This window comes from Microcystis sp. M44BS1 (assembly GCF_020244875.1).
GTDB lineage: Bacteria > Cyanobacteriota > Cyanobacteriia > Cyanobacteriales > Microcystaceae > Microcystis > Microcystis panniformis.
In genome coordinates this window covers 1-15,757 of record NZ_JADBVM010000210.1, presented here as the reverse complement: position 1 = coordinate 15,757, position 15,757 = coordinate 1, and the positions used below count along the sequence as shown (strand labels likewise).

At 43.5% G+C, this 15,757-nt stretch carries 23 protein-coding genes; 8 read left to right on the top strand and 15 right to left on the bottom strand.

Going from position 1 to position 15,757, the window contains the following annotated elements; translation table 11 throughout:
• Positions 1 to 181 precede the first annotated feature (181 nt).
• Positions 182 to 346: a hypothetical protein gene (locus IM515_RS16635; RefSeq protein WP_287698078.1), complete on the top strand. Its 165-nt coding sequence runs from the start codon at positions 182 to 184 to the stop codon at positions 344 to 346.
• Here IM515_RS16635 and trpD read toward each other — a convergent pair.
• Positions 330 to 1,364 (bottom strand): anthranilate phosphoribosyltransferase, encoded by a 1,035-nt coding sequence (trpD, locus tag IM515_RS16630; RefSeq protein ID WP_002767905.1) that lies wholly within the window; start codon positions 1,362 to 1,364, stop codon positions 330 to 332. The genes IM515_RS16635 and trpD overlap by 17 nt on opposite strands.
• A gap of 79 nt (positions 1,365 to 1,443) precedes the next feature.
• A complete protein-coding gene (locus IM515_RS16625) occupies positions 1,444 to 1,971 on the bottom strand; it encodes a GIY-YIG nuclease family protein (protein WP_287629760.1) in 528 nt (175 codons plus the stop codon).
• A gap of 193 nt (positions 1,972 to 2,164) precedes the next feature.
• Here IM515_RS16625 and IM515_RS16620 point away from each other — a divergent pair, with 193 nt between their 5' ends.
• Entirely contained in the window at positions 2,165 to 2,752 is a 588-nt protein-coding gene (locus IM515_RS16620; RefSeq protein WP_159293676.1) for an L-threonylcarbamoyladenylate synthase, read from the top strand.
• The gene (locus IM515_RS16615; protein ID WP_287629759.1) at positions 2,707 to 3,564 is read left to right on the top strand and encodes a sensor histidine kinase; all 858 of its coding nucleotides are present in this window, start codon (positions 2,707 to 2,709) and stop codon (positions 3,562 to 3,564) included. The genes IM515_RS16620 and IM515_RS16615 overlap by 46 nt, the downstream gene beginning before the upstream one ends.
• On the opposite strand, the gene IM515_RS16610 is transcribed toward IM515_RS16615, so the two are convergent.
• Positions 3,500 to 3,970 carry a GNAT family N-acetyltransferase gene (locus tag IM515_RS16610; protein WP_287629757.1) on the bottom strand — a complete coding sequence of 157 codons (471 nt, stop codon included), beginning with the start codon at positions 3,968 to 3,970 and terminating at the stop codon, positions 3,500 to 3,502. The genes IM515_RS16615 and IM515_RS16610 overlap by 65 nt on opposite strands.
• A gap of 174 nt (positions 3,971 to 4,144) precedes the next feature.
• Positions 4,145 to 4,399, bottom strand: a complete 255-nt coding sequence (locus tag IM515_RS16605; protein ID WP_043996643.1) for a hypothetical protein — start codon at positions 4,397 to 4,399, stop codon at positions 4,145 to 4,147.
• Between IM515_RS16605 and IM515_RS16600 the strand changes: the two genes are divergently transcribed.
• Positions 4,399 to 5,394 (top strand): carbohydrate kinase family protein, encoded by a 996-nt coding sequence (locus tag IM515_RS16600; RefSeq protein ID WP_287629756.1) that lies wholly within the window; start codon positions 4,399 to 4,401, stop codon positions 5,392 to 5,394. The two genes, IM515_RS16605 and IM515_RS16600, sit on opposite strands and share 1 nt — an antisense overlap.
• Positions 5,395 to 5,404: 10 nt before the next feature.
• On the opposite strand, the gene IM515_RS16595 is transcribed toward IM515_RS16600, so the two are convergent.
• The 5 genes from IM515_RS16595 to IM515_RS16575 all read right to left on the bottom strand — a co-directional run bounded on the left by IM515_RS16595 (position 5,405) and on the right by IM515_RS16575 (position 8,967).
• A complete protein-coding gene (locus IM515_RS16595; RefSeq protein ID WP_287629754.1) occupies positions 5,405 to 6,475 on the bottom strand; it encodes a YheT family hydrolase in 1,071 nt (356 codons plus the stop codon).
• A 65-nt stretch (positions 6,476 to 6,540) separates the two neighbouring features.
• Positions 6,541 to 6,909: a DUF1818 family protein gene (locus IM515_RS16590; protein ID WP_002767919.1), complete on the bottom strand. Its 369-nt coding sequence runs from the start codon at positions 6,907 to 6,909 to the stop codon at positions 6,541 to 6,543.
• A gap of 6 nt (positions 6,910 to 6,915) precedes the next feature.
• Positions 6,916 to 7,491, bottom strand: coding sequence for a hypothetical protein (locus IM515_RS16585; protein ID WP_287629753.1), 576 nt, complete (start codon positions 7,489 to 7,491; stop codon positions 6,916 to 6,918).
• 151 nt (positions 7,492 to 7,642) lie between these two features.
• Positions 7,643 to 8,740: a signal peptidase I gene (lepB, locus tag IM515_RS16580; RefSeq protein ID WP_287629752.1), complete on the bottom strand. Its 1,098-nt coding sequence runs from the start codon at positions 8,738 to 8,740 to the stop codon at positions 7,643 to 7,645.
• Positions 8,741 to 8,826: 86 nt separating this feature from the next.
• A complete protein-coding gene (locus IM515_RS16575; protein ID WP_287698076.1) occupies positions 8,827 to 8,967 on the bottom strand; it encodes a hypothetical protein in 141 nt (46 codons plus the stop codon).
• A gap of 9 nt (positions 8,968 to 8,976) precedes the next feature.
• Here IM515_RS16575 and IM515_RS16570 point away from each other — a divergent pair, with 9 nt between their 5' ends.
• The 3 genes from IM515_RS16570 to IM515_RS16560 all read left to right on the top strand — a co-directional run bounded on the left by IM515_RS16570 (position 8,977) and on the right by IM515_RS16560 (position 10,702).
• Entirely contained in the window at positions 8,977 to 9,636 is a 660-nt protein-coding gene (locus IM515_RS16570) for a glutathione S-transferase family protein (protein ID WP_190356536.1), read from the top strand.
• Positions 9,637 to 9,933 (top strand): hypothetical protein, encoded by a 297-nt coding sequence (locus IM515_RS16565; protein ID WP_002767927.1) that lies wholly within the window; start codon positions 9,637 to 9,639, stop codon positions 9,931 to 9,933.
• Between the two features lie 148 nt (positions 9,934 to 10,081).
• The gene (locus tag IM515_RS16560; protein ID WP_002767928.1) at positions 10,082 to 10,702 is read left to right on the top strand and encodes a chorismate lyase; all 621 of its coding nucleotides are present in this window, start codon (positions 10,082 to 10,084) and stop codon (positions 10,700 to 10,702) included.
• 32 nt (positions 10,703 to 10,734) lie between these two features.
• On the opposite strand, the gene IM515_RS16555 is transcribed toward IM515_RS16560, so the two are convergent.
• Entirely contained in the window at positions 10,735 to 12,774 is a 2,040-nt protein-coding gene (locus IM515_RS16555; RefSeq protein ID WP_287629751.1) for a hydantoinase/oxoprolinase family protein, read from the bottom strand.
• 84 nt (positions 12,775 to 12,858) lie between these two features.
• On the opposite strand from IM515_RS16555, the gene IM515_RS16550 reads away from it, so the two are divergent.
• Complete coding sequence (locus tag IM515_RS16550) at positions 12,859 to 13,866, top strand: Gfo/Idh/MocA family protein (RefSeq protein WP_287629750.1); 1,008 nt, start codon at positions 12,859 to 12,861, stop codon at positions 13,864 to 13,866.
• 417 nt (positions 13,867 to 14,283) lie between these two features.
• Here IM515_RS16550 and IM515_RS16545 read toward each other — a convergent pair whose 3' ends face one another.
• From IM515_RS16545 to IM515_RS16525, 5 genes are all read right to left on the bottom strand, one after another.
• Positions 14,284 to 14,496 (bottom strand): RelB antitoxin-like protein, encoded by a 213-nt coding sequence (locus IM515_RS16545; protein ID WP_287629749.1) that lies wholly within the window; start codon positions 14,494 to 14,496, stop codon positions 14,284 to 14,286.
• Between the two features lie 13 nt (positions 14,497 to 14,509).
• Positions 14,510 to 14,644 carry a hypothetical protein gene (locus IM515_RS16540; RefSeq protein ID WP_002767939.1) on the bottom strand — a complete coding sequence of 45 codons (135 nt, stop codon included), beginning with the start codon at positions 14,642 to 14,644 and terminating at the stop codon, positions 14,510 to 14,512.
• 87 nt (positions 14,645 to 14,731) lie between these two features.
• On the bottom strand, positions 14,732 to 14,869 hold the full coding sequence (locus IM515_RS16535; protein WP_287629748.1) for a type II toxin-antitoxin system Phd/YefM family antitoxin: 138 nt from the start codon (positions 14,867 to 14,869) through the stop codon (positions 14,732 to 14,734).
• Positions 14,870 to 14,917: 48 nt separating this feature from the next.
• Positions 14,918 to 15,151, bottom strand: coding sequence for a hypothetical protein (locus tag IM515_RS16530; RefSeq protein WP_002767942.1), 234 nt, complete (start codon positions 15,149 to 15,151; stop codon positions 14,918 to 14,920).
• A 120-nt stretch (positions 15,152 to 15,271) separates the two neighbouring features.
• Positions 15,272 to 15,481: a DUF4926 domain-containing protein gene (locus IM515_RS16525; RefSeq protein WP_002767944.1), complete on the bottom strand. Its 210-nt coding sequence runs from the start codon at positions 15,479 to 15,481 to the stop codon at positions 15,272 to 15,274.
• Positions 15,482 to 15,757: the final 276 nt, after the last annotated feature.

Sequence of the window (15,757 nt, the reverse complement as noted above, 5' to 3'; positions counted from 1 at the left end):
GTTGAAACCCTTGCCACACCTAGAAGGTGATCCTAATTAAGACGGGTAAATCAGTCAATTTCACCCACAACGATGATCTTTTTTTTATGTAGTTTTATTGCAAAAAAAAAGTTTTTTTGACAAAAAGCACAAAGTATGATAGAACCCCAACGTATTTCTGGCTGCGAGTAATTATTGCAGAGTGGGGAAGTGGGAAAGTGGGGAAGTGGGGAAGTGGGGAAGTGGGGAAGTGGGGAAGTGGGGAAGTGGGGAAGCTGTCTCATCACCCTATCACCCCAAAACCCTCCGCAACGCGCACGCAGTGACCACCCTATCTCCTCTGAATTTTCTTAAGCGAGAAACTTAACCAACTCCTCTAATTTTTGCCAAGCTAACCCACTGGCTAAAATCTCGCGTGCGAGGGCGAAACCAGCAGCATGATCGCCAAAAGTGACCTTTGCTGCCACCTGTAGGGCAAGGGAGGCATTAATTGCCACAGCATCCCGTTGAGCCGGCGTTCCTCCCCCTTGCAGAACATTTTTGAGTATTTCGGCATTTTCTGGCACTTCCCCGCCTTTAAGGGCATTTAAACTGGCTCTGGGGATAGAAATTGACAAGGGATCGATCGCCGCAGAAATCACCTCGCCATTATTTAATAAAGCCATATCGGTCAGATCTCCCAACCCCACCTCGTCGAGTTTTTCCCGGCCGTGAACAATAATCGCCTTTGGGGTTCCCATTTCTGCTAAAGCTGTGGCCATGGGGGTGAGAAATTGCCGGTCATAAACCCCGATAACTTGACCTGTGGGACGGAGAGGATTAACTAGAGGACCCAGAAGATTAAAAACCGTGCGAACTTTCAGGGTTTTGCGGAGATTAGCCACACTTTTCAGGGCCGGATGCCAACCGGGGGCAAAAAGAAAGGTCACTCCCACCCCATCTAGGGCCGCCGCCACCTTCTCGCTAGGGGCGCTTAAATTAACCCCAAGATATTCTAAAACATCGGCCGAACCGACCTTGCTGGAGGCAGAGCGATTGCCGTGTTTAGCCACTTTTACGCCCCCGGCGGCCGCCACAAAAGCCACAGCAGTGGAAATATTAAAGGTTGCGGCCCCGTCACCGCCAGTGCCACAGGTATCGATAACGGGAGTAGTATGGGGTTTAGGGTCTTCTAAGCGAGATTGTTGCCGTAAAACTCCAGCCATTCCCGCTAATTCCGCAGCCGAGACTCCTTTTGCTTGCAAAGCCGCTAAAATCGCCCCCGATAAAACTTCCGGAATCTGGCCGTTTAACCATCCGGTCATTAATTCTTCAGCTTGGTTAAGGGAAAGGGATTTTCGATCGAGTAGTTGCTGCAGTAGGTTTGGCCAGTCTTGATTGGTCATCGCTGTTCCATTGGTGTGGGGATGGGGCGATATACTATCATAGCGGTTTGTCTGGAGAATCGATCGCTCCTAGGAATTTTTACTTTAAATCGAGCAAACCCTGTTCTTTTAACTTAGGATTAAAACGAATTTCCATCTGTACTCCCCGTTTTTCTAGGGTTGATAAAATATCATTTTCTACTCGTCTGGATACCTGTTTTAATAACTTGATTTTCCCTAATTCATCAGCACTTTGAAAAATTTCTTTTTCTGGGTCAGTCATGGCTAATTTAGCATCAATTGGTTCTGTCCAGAGTTTTTCATTGCCGATTACTGCCTGACTTTCTCTTAACCAAGCTTGTTTAATTGATTCGAGAATAGTCCGATTAGGACGATCAATCAACTGTACTTTTAGCCAATAACAAGCTTGAGGCTGTCGGGCAAGATGTTGTTTTAAACTGAGATAAATATCACGAGAATAGCCTACAAACTCTAGGACTTGCTCTCGCTCAAAAATGGCATAAACCCCGATTTTTCCCTGTAAATCAGCACAGATATTACCCGTGGTATCTAGGTAGGGAATATATTCTAATTGTTGGAGATTAGCAAAAGTATCAGACTCATTCATAATTAATCGTCGCTCATTGGTTGGAGATAAGTAGGTAGGTGTTAAAAACTTTCAGATACCCCGCTGATCAAGTAGGGTTGATTCAAGGTAGGGTTGATTCAAGGTAGGGTTGATTCATGAATCAACCCTACCCGTTTAAAATTGTACCAAAAAGTTTTAGGCTAAATTAGTCCCCAAAAATGCTCAATTCTCAATGCCTACTGCTTCTCTTAACGAAATTGTTCACGCGGCCCTAAGTGGTCAAGTGGTTTCTTTTCCCACGGATACAGTTCCCGCGTTGGCAGTTTCTCCCCCCTATGCTGCCTTAGTTTTTGCCGCTAAAAAACGGACTTTTGATAAACCCTTAATTCTCATGGCGGCCTCAGCAGCAGATTTATGGGATTATGTCAAGGGAAATCAGGAAGAAAGGGAGATTTGGCGGCAAATGACCGAAAAATACTGGCCCGGCTCCCTAACTTTGGTTTTACCTGCTTCTGAAAAAGTACCAAAAGTTCTTAACCCGAAGGATCCTAGCACGATTGGTATCCGAGTTCCCGCTCATGCGATCGCAAGAGAAATTCTTGGTCGAACTGGTGTTTTAGCGACCACAAGTGCTAATCTGTCAGGACAAGAGCCTTTATTAACTCCAGAAGCGATTATGACTACTTTTCCCTCGGTGACGGTGTTAGCTCCCACAGAAAGGCAAGCATGGGGAATAATCAATAGTGGACAACCCTCCACCGTCGCGCGTTGGCAATGTCAAAGATGGGATATCTTACGACAAGGGGCAGTTTTTCTGTAAATATGGACGATATTGAGGCTTTAAAACGGGAATTACAGCAAACTCGCCTCGCTTATCAGATGGCTGTGGCAATTAATCACCTCAAAAGCAGTTTTTTGGGACGGGTTGCCCACGAATTGCGATCGCCATTGAGCAGTATGATCAGTATCCATCAAATGATTCTCGCCGATCTTTGCGAAAGTCCGGCCGAAGAAAGGGAATTTATCGCCCAGGGACAACTGGCGGGCCGTAAACTGATGGCAATGCTCGATGAGATGATTAATCTCTCGAAGCTAGAGTCTGGTACTATACCTCTGGAGCGAGAAATTTTTTCTTTAACTAAACTTTGGCAAGATTGGGCAAGTTTAACCTATTTACAGGCAGCTAATCGCAATATTCAGCTTAAATTTAGCCCTTTAACCGATGATATTGCTATTATTGCCGATTATCAGTGTTTATCCTCCGCTCTTGTCCTTCTCGTCGATGCAGCGATCGCCAACTTAGGGAGTGGCTCTATTTGTATATCCGTAAGCGCTCTTGACGAGAAAAAAGTCACTATTGTCCTAGAATTTCCGGGGGAAATCCCTCTCTGGCAAATGCCAGAAATTTCCCCTTTGAGTTTAGAATCAAAGCTAGAAGAAGTAAAACAATTTACTCAAGCTCTTGGTCTTTCTCCCGGTCTTAAATTCCAGTTAGCGAAAGGCATTATCGAAGTATCGGGGGGGGAAATGAGCTTAGATCAAATCGATAACAATAGTCAGGACAAGCTCACACGGATCGTTTTTTCTTTACCTCGATCGCCGGACAGGAAAACTCCTCGGGATAACGATTAAATAATACCATTGTCGTGGTGGCGTTGCTTTGGAAACCAATGCGCTGGTAAAATTGTTGTTGGTTAGTAGTCATCAAATACACTCTTTCCACTCGATTTATTCGGGGATGGGCCAAAACTGTTTCTACTAATTTACGTCCTAAACCCGCTCCCTGATAATCGGGATGAACAATCACATCCCAAATAGTTGCCCGATAAATGCCGTCAGAAATGGCGCGAGCAAAACCAATTAATTGCCGCTCATTCCACACCGTCACCACCGGATCACTATAGTCAATTGCGGTTTCTAAATCTTCTAAACAGCGATCTATTGCCCAAAATGCGGTTAAATTAAATAATTCTCGTAGTTGCAATAGATCTATCTTGCTTTTATCCTCGTCAAACTGAATCTGACTACAATCAATCATGATATTTCCTTAGTCTAAGACTAAAAAATAGGAGAAGATATTTTTCCGAGAAAGAGGATTCACGCTCGATCGGACTGATTTATGAGCAATTTCCCCTAATCTATGTGTCTAATTATACTCAATGCCTCAGATAATCTCTAGCTGATTTATCGTGATTTCTTGACAAGTCATTAATCAGTGAGCGGGAGTCAGGAGATAGGAGTCAGGAGATAGGAGATAGGAGACAGGTTTTAGGTGTTGGGGGTTGGGGTTTTGGGGTTTTGGGGTGATAGGGTTTTGGGGTGATAGGGTGATAGGGTTTTGGGGTGATAGGGTGATGAGACAGCTTCCCCACTTCCCCATTACCCCACTACCCCACACCCCACTTCCCCACTTCCCCACTTCCCCACACCCCACACCCCACACCCCACACCCCACACCCCACAGCAATGCTTAACAATCAAAGATCTTCGCCGGTGTCTGTCATTTGTTTAGGGGAAATCCTCTACGATCTAATTGCCGATCAAAGCGATCGCGCTGTAGAGCAAGTAACTTCTTGGACAACCTACGCCGGGGGTGCGCCGGCAAACGTGGCCTGTGGATTGGGAAAATTGGGCATAAATTCGGCTTTTATCGGTTGTGTGGGCAAAGATAAACCAGGAGAACAGTTAATCGCCTTGCTAGACGCTCTCGGAGTCGATACCACTGGTGTACAGTATCACCTCACCCTACCCACCCGACAAGTTTATGTCACCCGCGATGCTGGGGGAGACAGACATTTTGCGGGTTTTGGCGGCAGAAAAACGACTGATTTTGCAGATACTGCCCTTAATGCTGACCTATTGCCCGAAAATCTGTTTAAAAATGCCAATTATCTAGTGATGGGAACCCTAGGGTTAGCCTATCCCCCGGCGAGAGCTGCGATGATGCGCGCCCTGCAATTGGCTAAAATTTACGGGGTGAAAGTATTGGTCGATATCAACTGGCGACCGGTTTTTTGGCCTAATCTTGAGGCTGCCCCTGATATCATTCGAGATTTTATTGCCCAGGCCGATTTGCTCAAATGTAGCGAGGAAGAAGCATCATGGTTATTTGGCACTGATACCCCCAGAGAAATATCATCACAATACCCCAATTTAGGGGCAATTCTGGTTACTGGCGGCGCAAAAGGTTGTAAATATCATTTAGGCAAAAATAGCGGTAATGTCGAGGCTTTTTCTGGGGAGGTAGTGGATACAACTGGGGCGGGGGATGGCTTTGTGGCGGGTTTTTTGGCTCGTGCTGGTCTGGGAGGCGATCAAATCGAGGAAAATGCCGATTTAGCGCGTAAGGCGGTGATTTATGCCTGTGCGGTGGGGGCAATGGTGACAAGAAGAGCAGGAGCGATCGCATCCCAACCGACTCGGGAACAGGTGGAGGAGTTTCTAGCGGCCTTTGAATCCTAGTAATTAGCCCTTATTTACCCGTTTTTTGGTCAAACCAGTCTAAAACCCGATTCCATGCCCACCAGCGATCGCTATCGCCCCACTGACGCTGACAGGATAAACTGCTGATATAACCCACATGACCACCATGGTTGGTTAAGAGTAGATCCACATGGGGATTATCAGCGATCGCCGCTTGCAGATCGGGAATAACTGCGGGGGAAAAGAGGGGATCATCGGCTGCGTATAGGATAAAAGTGGGTTTAGTTAGATAGGGTTGAAAGGGCAAGGGACTACTAGCGGCATAATAGTCAAAAACTGTCTCAAATCCTAGCTTTTTAATCACTAATTCTCGATCGAATCCGGCAATCGTGGTGGCGCGAGTAATTGCTTGGGGATCGATATGATCGGGATGAGCCTTATGGATGCGTTTGGCTAACTTGCGTAGTTCCCTGGCGATCGCTTTTTCCAAATGTTTCCCCCAGGTATCCTGGACGAGATAGGATAAAGAACGATTAGAGTCTAAATTAGGACAAATTACCGCACCACCGCCGATATCGATGGGATCGATCCCCATATCTTCCTGATTCTCTGCCGATTTAATTCCCCAGAGGGCCAATTGTCCCCCCAGAGAGTAACCCGTGAACCAAAAAGGAGCGGGACAGCCCATTTTTTGGGCTTGGGCGGCAATATGAATGAAATCTAGCCCTTCATAGATACCATCGGAGGTGAGAGTCGGGGATAATTCGGCTGTCTTACCGTGGGCCCGCCAATCGAAGAGGACGACTGCGTAGTTTCTTGCTACGGCTTTTCTGCCTAAAATTCTTAAAAACCATTGATTATCTAAGTCTCCCGTGATGCCGTAGGTGCCGATAATGGTTCCTTTCGCTTGCGGGGGAATGGAAAAAATCCCGTAGATGGGGACGGCATTGGCCCCGGTGAAAATGGTTTCTTGATAGACTGGTTCGGGAATAGCGATCGTATTTTGCCAGGTTTCTCGCGCTTTCAGGGCCACATAGAGGGTCATGGCAAAACCGTTTTTCAGCAATGGGGGCGGAGTGTAGGTGAGATTATCGATCCTCGTCCTCGGATGGGCAAGCATAGCAGCACAGGGGATTCAAAAAGTCAAGAGGGGGAGATAAAAATTAACTTATGCCCACCGCTTTCTTAAAAATTGTAAAGCAAATTGTCCCAAGCAGCGAGCAACTCTGGCAGGGCATTGGCCGACCAATTGCCCTCACAACCGCGACCTTGATAGAGAATCAATCGCAGGGAATAATGATCGGGAAATCCTGCCGCTTCTAACCATAAAAGCTCGCTTTCCGCTTCACAAGCAATACTTTCTTCATCCATTAATTCTGTGGCCATGGCTGCCATAGTTGCGGTCAATTGTGATAGTAACCGACGCAAATCTTGCCACTCGGCCTCGGTTAATTCGATCGCCCAGTCATCGCCACCAATTAATCCTTTATAAACGGCTGCCGTAGGATTCCAACCGAGTCGCCAACCCGAACCATATTTGAGAATTTTTTCCATAATTTTCTAGAATTTTAATAGGTCGGCATCTCCCGGTTTTGATAATGATGGACGACTAGGAGAAGGACTAGGAGAAGGACTAGGATTGGGGGTTTCTTGGGGGAGAATAGCGGGGTTATAAATTTCGACGAGAAGGGTGACTAACTGCTGCCGTTGACGACGATTAAGACTGTTAATCGCTTTGATATCGGCAGCCATGGGATTAACGGTAAGGGTTGCTTGTCCGGGATAGTTTTCTTCGCTGATTTTCTCGTTCACTCCTAGGTAATCCCCTAGGGTTAATTGCCAATCAAAACGGATGAGAGTAAATCTTTTTTTGGTATCTTGATGATAACGAAGAAAGCGACTTATTAAAGTATTATTCGGATCGATCGCTCCTGTGTCTCGACGGATATAGTTATTTTCTTTCGGTAAATCTGGCATTGCTTGATAAATTTGTTGAGCAACTGTTTCGGGTCGTTGAATTTGGCTCATCCCGGTGGATTGCCAGGATAACCACCAGAAAAATATTCCTATTCCTAGCCAGAATATTAATAATATTATTCGCTGAATTTTCAGCTTTTGAGGAAATTTTAAGAGCATATTAATCAAGAAAAGATTGAAGTTAATTATCTAGGAACAGTGGGGATTTTTCAGGAACATTTCAAGAGGTTGGGAATGTTATAATCATCTAACAATACCCCAACTCATCTAACTGTAACACCTAGGCTCAAAGTTACCCCAGTCATCCCCATCATAGCAAAGACTGGACACGATCGAGAGGCCAGTAAACTTTATAGGCTTGACCAACGATATAACTTTCTGGCAAAAAACCCCAAGCATGGGAATCAAAACTATGGTTACGATTATCTCCCAAAACAAACAGGGTTTTTGGGGGTACAGTCATAAATTCTATTTCATAATTGGCTAACTCGGCGGTGTAGGGTTCCTCGATAACTTGCCGGTTGAGATAAACTTTACCCCTGCGGATTTCCATGGTATCCCCGGGAATAGCGATGACTCGTTTGATAAAAAAATCTCCCGAATTAGGCTCTAGTTGCTTAATTTTTTCGGGAGTTCTAAAAACAATTATATCGCCTCTTTCCGCTTGATAATTACTGGATTGACTGACGAAAACGCGATCACCTACTGCGAGGGTAGGCAGCATGGATTCGCTAGGAATCTCGAAAAATTCTATTTTTTGATGTAACCAATCGGGAAAATAATTACAGATAATTCCCCAAGTAAAAATTGCTGCCACCATCAGCGCCAAAATGGAACGATAGGTGTGACGATGGGGATGGAATTGATGGGGGAAAGTGTGATAAACATGATAAATAGCGATCGCTGTAATTAAAGGCGCAAGAAAGAGGATATTAGCAAAAAAATCAGCCATTTTCAGGCTAATCTGGGATATAGTCAGAAAAATTATCCCTAAGCTCACCTTATCAGCGTACAATTGCCCCAAACCTGGCATAATCCGGTTAGCGAAGACGGCAAACCATGGGTTTTTTTGTTTCCGGGGAATTTTCTCTAAGCTGTTATTCTGTCTGGAATAATAAACACTCCAGTGAGCGTCAAAAATATTGCTAATGTAAAGGACAACCAGAGCAACTATTCCCCCTAATCCCCAGCTTACAGGGCCATTGGGGCTAAAAATTGACCAAATTGTCACAATTATTAATATTACTTGAGTGATCGCCCAAATGGTTGCTTTTTGGTTTTTGTTAGCATACCATTGTCCCAAGCCGGGGAAGAACATCGAGAGATTGACAGCTAACCAGGGATCTTTTGCCAGTGAATTAGTCGCATCAGGAGGAGAAACAGCCGAAAAAAGGGGGGGTTTGCTCATAGTATAGACCTATTGCCAATTCAGTGAACAGTGATCAGTGAAAACATATTAGGAATAATACTGCTCGCTTAATACATACTGCTCACTTAAAACTCAAATCTGATAACTGATAACTGATAACTGATAACTGATAACTGATAACTGATAACTGATAACTGATAACTGATAACTGATAACTGATAACTGATAACTGATAACTGATAACTGATAACTGATATAGCAACCAACAACAATTAATGCTCTTACTTCAATTTAGCACATCTCATTACTGTCGCAAAGCTCGTTTAGCTCTAGGTTATAAGGGGATTGATTACCAAGTAGAAAATCTCACCCCCGGACTACATATTCTCAAACTCAGGCCCCTAACCAAAGGGTTAACCACTGTCCCCGTTTTAATGGCAGCAGATGAGATTATTGCCGATTCTACTGCCATTTTCAGATATTTAGAAAAAGTAGTTCCTGTCCCCTCTTTTATTCCCGCTGGGGAAAAGGAGAAAAATCAAGCGTGGTTACTAGAGGATTGGTTAGATGAAAGTATTGGAGTAGCGACGAGATTTGTCTATTATGATTATCGCGCTGGAGAGGGAAAAGCGATCGATCCTTCCCTGAGTAGTCAAATAATTATTAAGATCGTGCGACAACAATATAAAATCACCCCAGCAAGGGTAAAACTAGCGGAGGAGCGCCTAGAAAATGCCCTCAAGATTCTAGAATATTGGCAAAATCAGGCCTATTTGGTGGGAGATAAATTAAGTGTAGCCGATATTGCTGCCACTGCCCTACTCAGTCCTCTGGCTCTAATTCCCAGTTATCGTCAAAAATATCCCTGGTTGTTTGCTAGAATCGGGGAAATTCATCAACAGTGTCGAGAAAAATTGCCCCCCGGTTTAAATTAAATGCAGCGAACGACCAAAATTATCATCCTCATCTCGATCGGTTTCTTATCGCCCCTAAAAGCCCTTGCTTTGCCCGCTCCTGAAGATATTCCCGAAGAAGTTTTACGAGCAGAAATTATCACTTCGGCTCGCTCGCCCTTGGATAATCAACCCCTAAATGCGGCAGAATATGCCTTACTAGAAGAACAATTAGCCACTAGCATTTATCCCCCCCAAATTAATCCCAAGATTCGACAATTAATTGCCCTGAGAAGATTACAAAAACTCCTCCAGATATTGATACCTTTTTATCGTTAAGATCAAAATAGCCGATCTCCTTTGGCAAGAGTGCATCTGCTAACCAAAAAGTTAGAGAGGATTGGAGCAAGGCGATCGCTTTTATCACCAGCAGACAAAAATCCCGTGTTATGATTAATGAAAAAATCATAAAGTTTTGTAACAAACCTTGACTGCTATCCTCCACCCCCAAGAAAAACCCCTGCTTAATCGTCCTTGGTACTCCCTGTCCCCTCTCTGGCAAGGAGACGAAACCGATGTGAAACAAGGTTTACCCCATAGCCAACTCGCGCCTCCTTGGCAGATTTTAATTCTCGGCGATGGTTCTCCCACCCGTCATTTACAACTTTTAACTGGTGAAAAAACGGAGGTGGATGTGATCGATATGTCCCCCATCGGCGACGATGAGGATGGCGCACCGATGAAAATTAGCCTGATTCCAGGACCGAGATTGCGTCGTCAAGTCTGGTTACGCACAGCTAGTGGTCAAAGGTTAGCCTATGCCGCTTCTTGGTGGTCCGCCAATCAAGTGGACGAATATCTAGAAAATCGTTCCCTACCGATTTGGGAAAGTCTCTCGCGGCTGCACACGGAATTGTATCGCGATGTGCAGGGACTTTATTACGGTCATTCCCCGGAATTAGAAATAGCTTTTGGGGAAAAAGGAGCATTTTGGGGTCGTCATTACCTATTTTGGCACGCTCGCCAACCCCTTACCCTGATTTACGAGGTTTTTTCTCCCTGTCTCCGTAAATACCTCGGCGAAATGAGAATTGATCAATTAGGATAACTGCCGTAGATATTTCTATGTAGTTCAATTAGCTAATCTTTGGAGAGAATTAAATGATTTTTCTCCGTTAATTTGGCCGTCCAACCCGGTTCAATCACAATCGTGCTAATTTTTTCGATAATAATTGCAGGTCCTGCCAGACAATCAAAAGGTTCCAGATCTGAACGCTGATAAATTGGCGTTTCCCGCCATTGATTAGCCATAAAAACTGCTACTCGATCGAGGATAGGAGGTAATTCTCCCATCGGACGGGTGCGAGTTAAAATTGCTTCTTGGGGACTGTCCATAGTCTCGATCAATTCCACGGCGATGGACTCAACAATTAAAGCTTTTTGTTCTTGTTTAAACCCATAACGTCTTTGATGTTCCCGTTCAAAATCCTGACGCATTTGATCGCTAAAATTAACCGCTAAAGTGGCATCACTGCCTTGATATTTTAAACTGACTTGCTGCCGCACCTGATTATAACCCTCTAATTCCCGACCTGCTAAAACTTCTAATTCGTTCATTTCCGTGAGTAACTGCCCGATTAAATCAGCATTTAACGGCTGTTCGATCGCTTTTTCTTTAATTACCCTCAAATCGGCCAAACCCATGCCGTAGGCGCTTAAAACCCCGGCGTAGGGATGGAGAAAAATGCTTTTCATTCCCAGAGTATCGGCAATTAAACAGGCCACTTGACCCCCGGCACCGCCAAAGGTACAAAGAGTATAATCACTGAGATCATAACCCTTTTGCAGAGAGATTTTTTTAATCGCATTAGCCATATTTTCCACGGCAATTTGAATAAACCCCGCAGCCAGCAGTTCAGGACTATTATTACCCCCCATTGTTGCTGCCAATTCTTGAAACTTTGTCAGCACAATCTCTCTATCTAGGGGTAAATTTCCCTCTTGTCCAAAAATAGCGGGAAAATAGGCAACTTGAATTTTTCTTAACAAAACATTAGCATCGGTAATTGTTAATGGTCCACCCCGTCGATAACAGGCAGGTCCTGGATTAGCTCCGGCACTTTCTGGTCCGACTCGAAAACGATAACCATCATAGACTAAAATCGAACCCCCACCAGCGGCCACGGTGTGAATACTTAACATCGGCGCTCGCATTCTTACGCCAGCAATTTCGTTATCTGTTTGCCGCTCGTATTCCCCTTGAAAATGAGAAACATCGGTGCTAGTTCCTCCCATATCAAAACTGATAATTTTGCTAAATCCCGCCCTTAAACTGGTTTGTACTGCCCCAACTATTCCCCCCGCAGGACCGGATAAAATGCTATCTTTGCCCTGAAATTTATCGGCGGTGACTAAACCGCCATCGGATTTCATAAATAGTAAGCTAGTCTTCGGTAATTGCTGGCTAATACTATCAACATAGCGGCGTAAAATTGGCGATAGATAGGCAGAAACTACTGTGGTATCTCCCCGGGATACCAGCTTCATTAAAGGACTGACTTGGTGGGAAATGGCTAGGTGAGTAAAGCCGATTTCTTTGGCAATGGCTGCCACTTGTTTTTCGTGGTCAGGATAACGATAACTGTGCATAAAAACAATCGCACAACTTCGGATACCCGCTTGATAAACTGGTATTAAATCGGCTTTAACTTGGGCGGGATTAACGGCGATTAATTCTTGTCCTTGACTATCGTAGCGTTCGGCCACTTCGATAACTTGTTCGTATAATAAAGAAGGAAGAATAATTTGACGAGCAAAAATATCGGGGCGATTTTGATAGCCAATTCTCAAGGCATCTTTAAACCCTTTGGTGATTAACAAAACCGTGCGCTCTCCCTTTCTTTCTAACAGCGCATTGGTGGCTACCGTTGTTCCCATTTTAATCACTTCGATGTTGTCTAGGGAACCGCTAATATCTTTAATCCCTTGAATGACTGCATCTGGGTATTTTTCGGGATTTTCCGAGAGCAGTTTATAGAGAACAATCCACTGTTGATCGGCAAGGGGAACAATCAGAAATCTAGCGGCATCTCTAGCTAGTCGTTCAATAATTTCTGGTCGATCGATTATCGCCACGATATCGGTAAAAGTTCCCCCTCGATCGATAAAAAATTTTAACATAATCCCTTCCAGTTCTCAGAATCAATTAACAATTGTGCCTAATCCTTTTAAAATAAACTAGATTGATTTATCTGAGTAAGCAAAATGTCCACAGGAATCGCTATTTTAGGGGTAGGACGTTGGGGAGTGCATTACGTCCGTCATTTTTCTCAACATCCCTCAGCACAAGTAGTGGCGATCGTTGACTCCTCTCCTGAAAAACTCCGTCTCTGTCGCGATCAATTTAATCTGGATACTAATAAAGTTATTTTAGCCAATGACTGGGAATCTATTCGCAATCACCCCGAAATCTCAGCCGTAGTCGTTGTTACTCCTGCCATCAGCCATTATCCCCTGATTAAAGATGCTCTTAATTTAGGTTATCACGTCCTCGCCGAAAAACCCTTAACCCTCAATCCCCAAGAATGTGGCGAATTAACGGAATTAGCGGCGAAAAAACAGCGTATTTTATTAGTTGATCATACCTATCTTTTTCATCCGGCCGTTATCACCGGACAAAAAGTCCTGCAATCTGGGGGTATCGGTAAACCTCTTTATGGTTATGCCACTCGCACCCACCTAGGTCCAGTTCGCCAGGATGTGTCCGCTTTGTGGGATCTAGCTATTCACGATATCTCGATTTTTAATCATTGGCTAAATAGTACCCCTGTATTAGTACAAGCGCGAGGAACAGTTTGGCTACAACCTAATCTAGCCGATTTAGTCTGGTTAACCCTGATCTATGGCGATGGTTTTCAAGCGACTATTCACCTTTGTTGGTTGAATCCCGATAAACAGCGACGCTTAGGGATAGTTGGCAGCGAAGGGACTTTAATTTTCAATGAATTAGACTCTCGATCGCCTTTAACCCGACAAAAGGGTTATTTTGAACGTCAGGAAGCCTATTTTATTCCCCGGGGACAGGAGACGGAATCTATCCCTATTGCCGATGGTGAACCCCTAAAAGCATTGTGCGAACATTTTTTAGCATCGGTGGCTACAGGTGTTAATTCTCCTGTATCTTCGGGATCGGTAGCGACGGAATTAGTCAAAATCCTCCAAGCAGCAGAATTATCTCTAGCCAGAGGTGGAGAGATTGTGCGCTTAGAATAGGGAAAAATGGGGTTGATAAGCTGTTGACTATCTAAATCACTCGTTAAGACTGCACTGGGGTTGAGAGCAGGGAAACGAGCGAGCGCTGTCTGCTTAGTCGATGTGTTCGGCAATGATGCCAGTGCGACGGTTGCGGTGAGGTGAAATTGAGAGACTTTCTCAGAAAGATGAAGTATAACCTAATTTGCTAGTGCCTTCGGCATCGCACTTTAACCCACAGTTTCAATCAATGTGCATGGTGCGTTCCCCAAAAATCTATTAGTGGAGCAGTAGGAGCCACCTTAGGGAACGCACCCTACCAGCTGAATTCACCCGCCATTTTGGTCTATTTTCCAGCATCAGTGGCTTTTTGACAGTTTCAATCAATGTGCATGGTGCGTTCCCCAAAAATCTATTAGTGGAGTAGTAGGAGCCATATTAGGGAACGCACCCTACGGCTAATTCAATTAAAGCTTCCTCCAAAGTTAAGGGAGTTTCATCTTTAACGTCTATCATGGCCCGATAGAGTCCAGTATCTTCATAGGTTTCTATTATTTGTTGATAATCTTCAAAATTAATGATAACTTGCTGTATCTGACCTTGATTATCCATAATCAAGTCTTGAGCAAAGGGATAATCTTTGATGTTCATAATTAATTGTTCCTCATTTTGCTTGGGTTTCTAATCCCCTTCTAATTTGATATTGATTATTTTCTATAAGAGAACGAGCAGCATCACTAAGATTATCATCACCTTCGATAAACCATAAAAAGGCGTGGGTATCCATTAAAATTTTCATGGCATATAGTTCTCAAATTCTTCGATAGGATCATCAAAATTGTCAAGCATTTTAACAATGCCTTTTGCGCTTCCATATTGGGGATGTTTAACAGTAGTGAGGAAGAGAAATGATTTGAAAGTCTTGACCTTCATTATTCTGGATAATAACTTGTTCACCTTTTGATGCAGCTTTAAGGAGTTCAGAAAGTTGATTTTTAGCTTCATCTACGGTTAGTTGCATCATGGTTTTATTGGGTTAAATTTCTCAGATAATAATATAATTTATCGTGATTTAATCCTTGCTCAAGTATTGTTCAAGGGTCACATAGTCGCCTGATTGATATTCATCCCGAACTTGTTGAAGTTCTGCTAAGGTTTCCTCGTCGTCTTGATAGGAAGTTTCTTCTGCTTGAAAAATTTGTTGTTCTAGTATTTCTAATAATTGTTGTTTTTGCGTTAAGTCAAGGGATTTAATCGCTTCGGTTAGAGATTCAAAAGTGATTTGAAGATTGATGGTGGTACTCATGAAATTTCTCCTATTTGGATAAAAAGTGAAATTTTGAGAATTGCTTTAATTTTCATGGTTGGTATAGGTGATCAAGGGTTTCTAATCTTCTTCTAATGTAGCCTGAATTTTTGCTAATCGTTAGTTAATAGAAGTTATCCAACAAACGGGAACCGCTATCACGTCAATGGTTTCTTTATTGTCAAACATTTCTAGGAGATAACCTGCTTCTAATTGTTGTTCATTAGGAGGTAAATATTCAATAATTGTTCCCTGATCACCTTTTTTTAAAATAGTGTCGGGGACATCTCTACATAATTTGACTTGTTGAAAAAGTTGGACGGTTTGCATTATTCATACTCCTTAATTTTATCGTAGTAAAGAGTGACAAAATTAGCTGTTTGATTATTTTTATCGATCTGCCAAATACTAATTCACTTTTTCATGCGGTTCTATATAAACTCTATGTGATTATACATTTCTTCCGGTTCAAGAATTTCCCAGATTAAGAGTAGTCCTCGAATTATTTGACCAATAGATTTACTTTGTTGGGGACAGTAAGCAATTCCTGCATGAGTTATAGATGATTGATTGATTCTTAAAAAATCAGTATCTTGAGTAAAAATT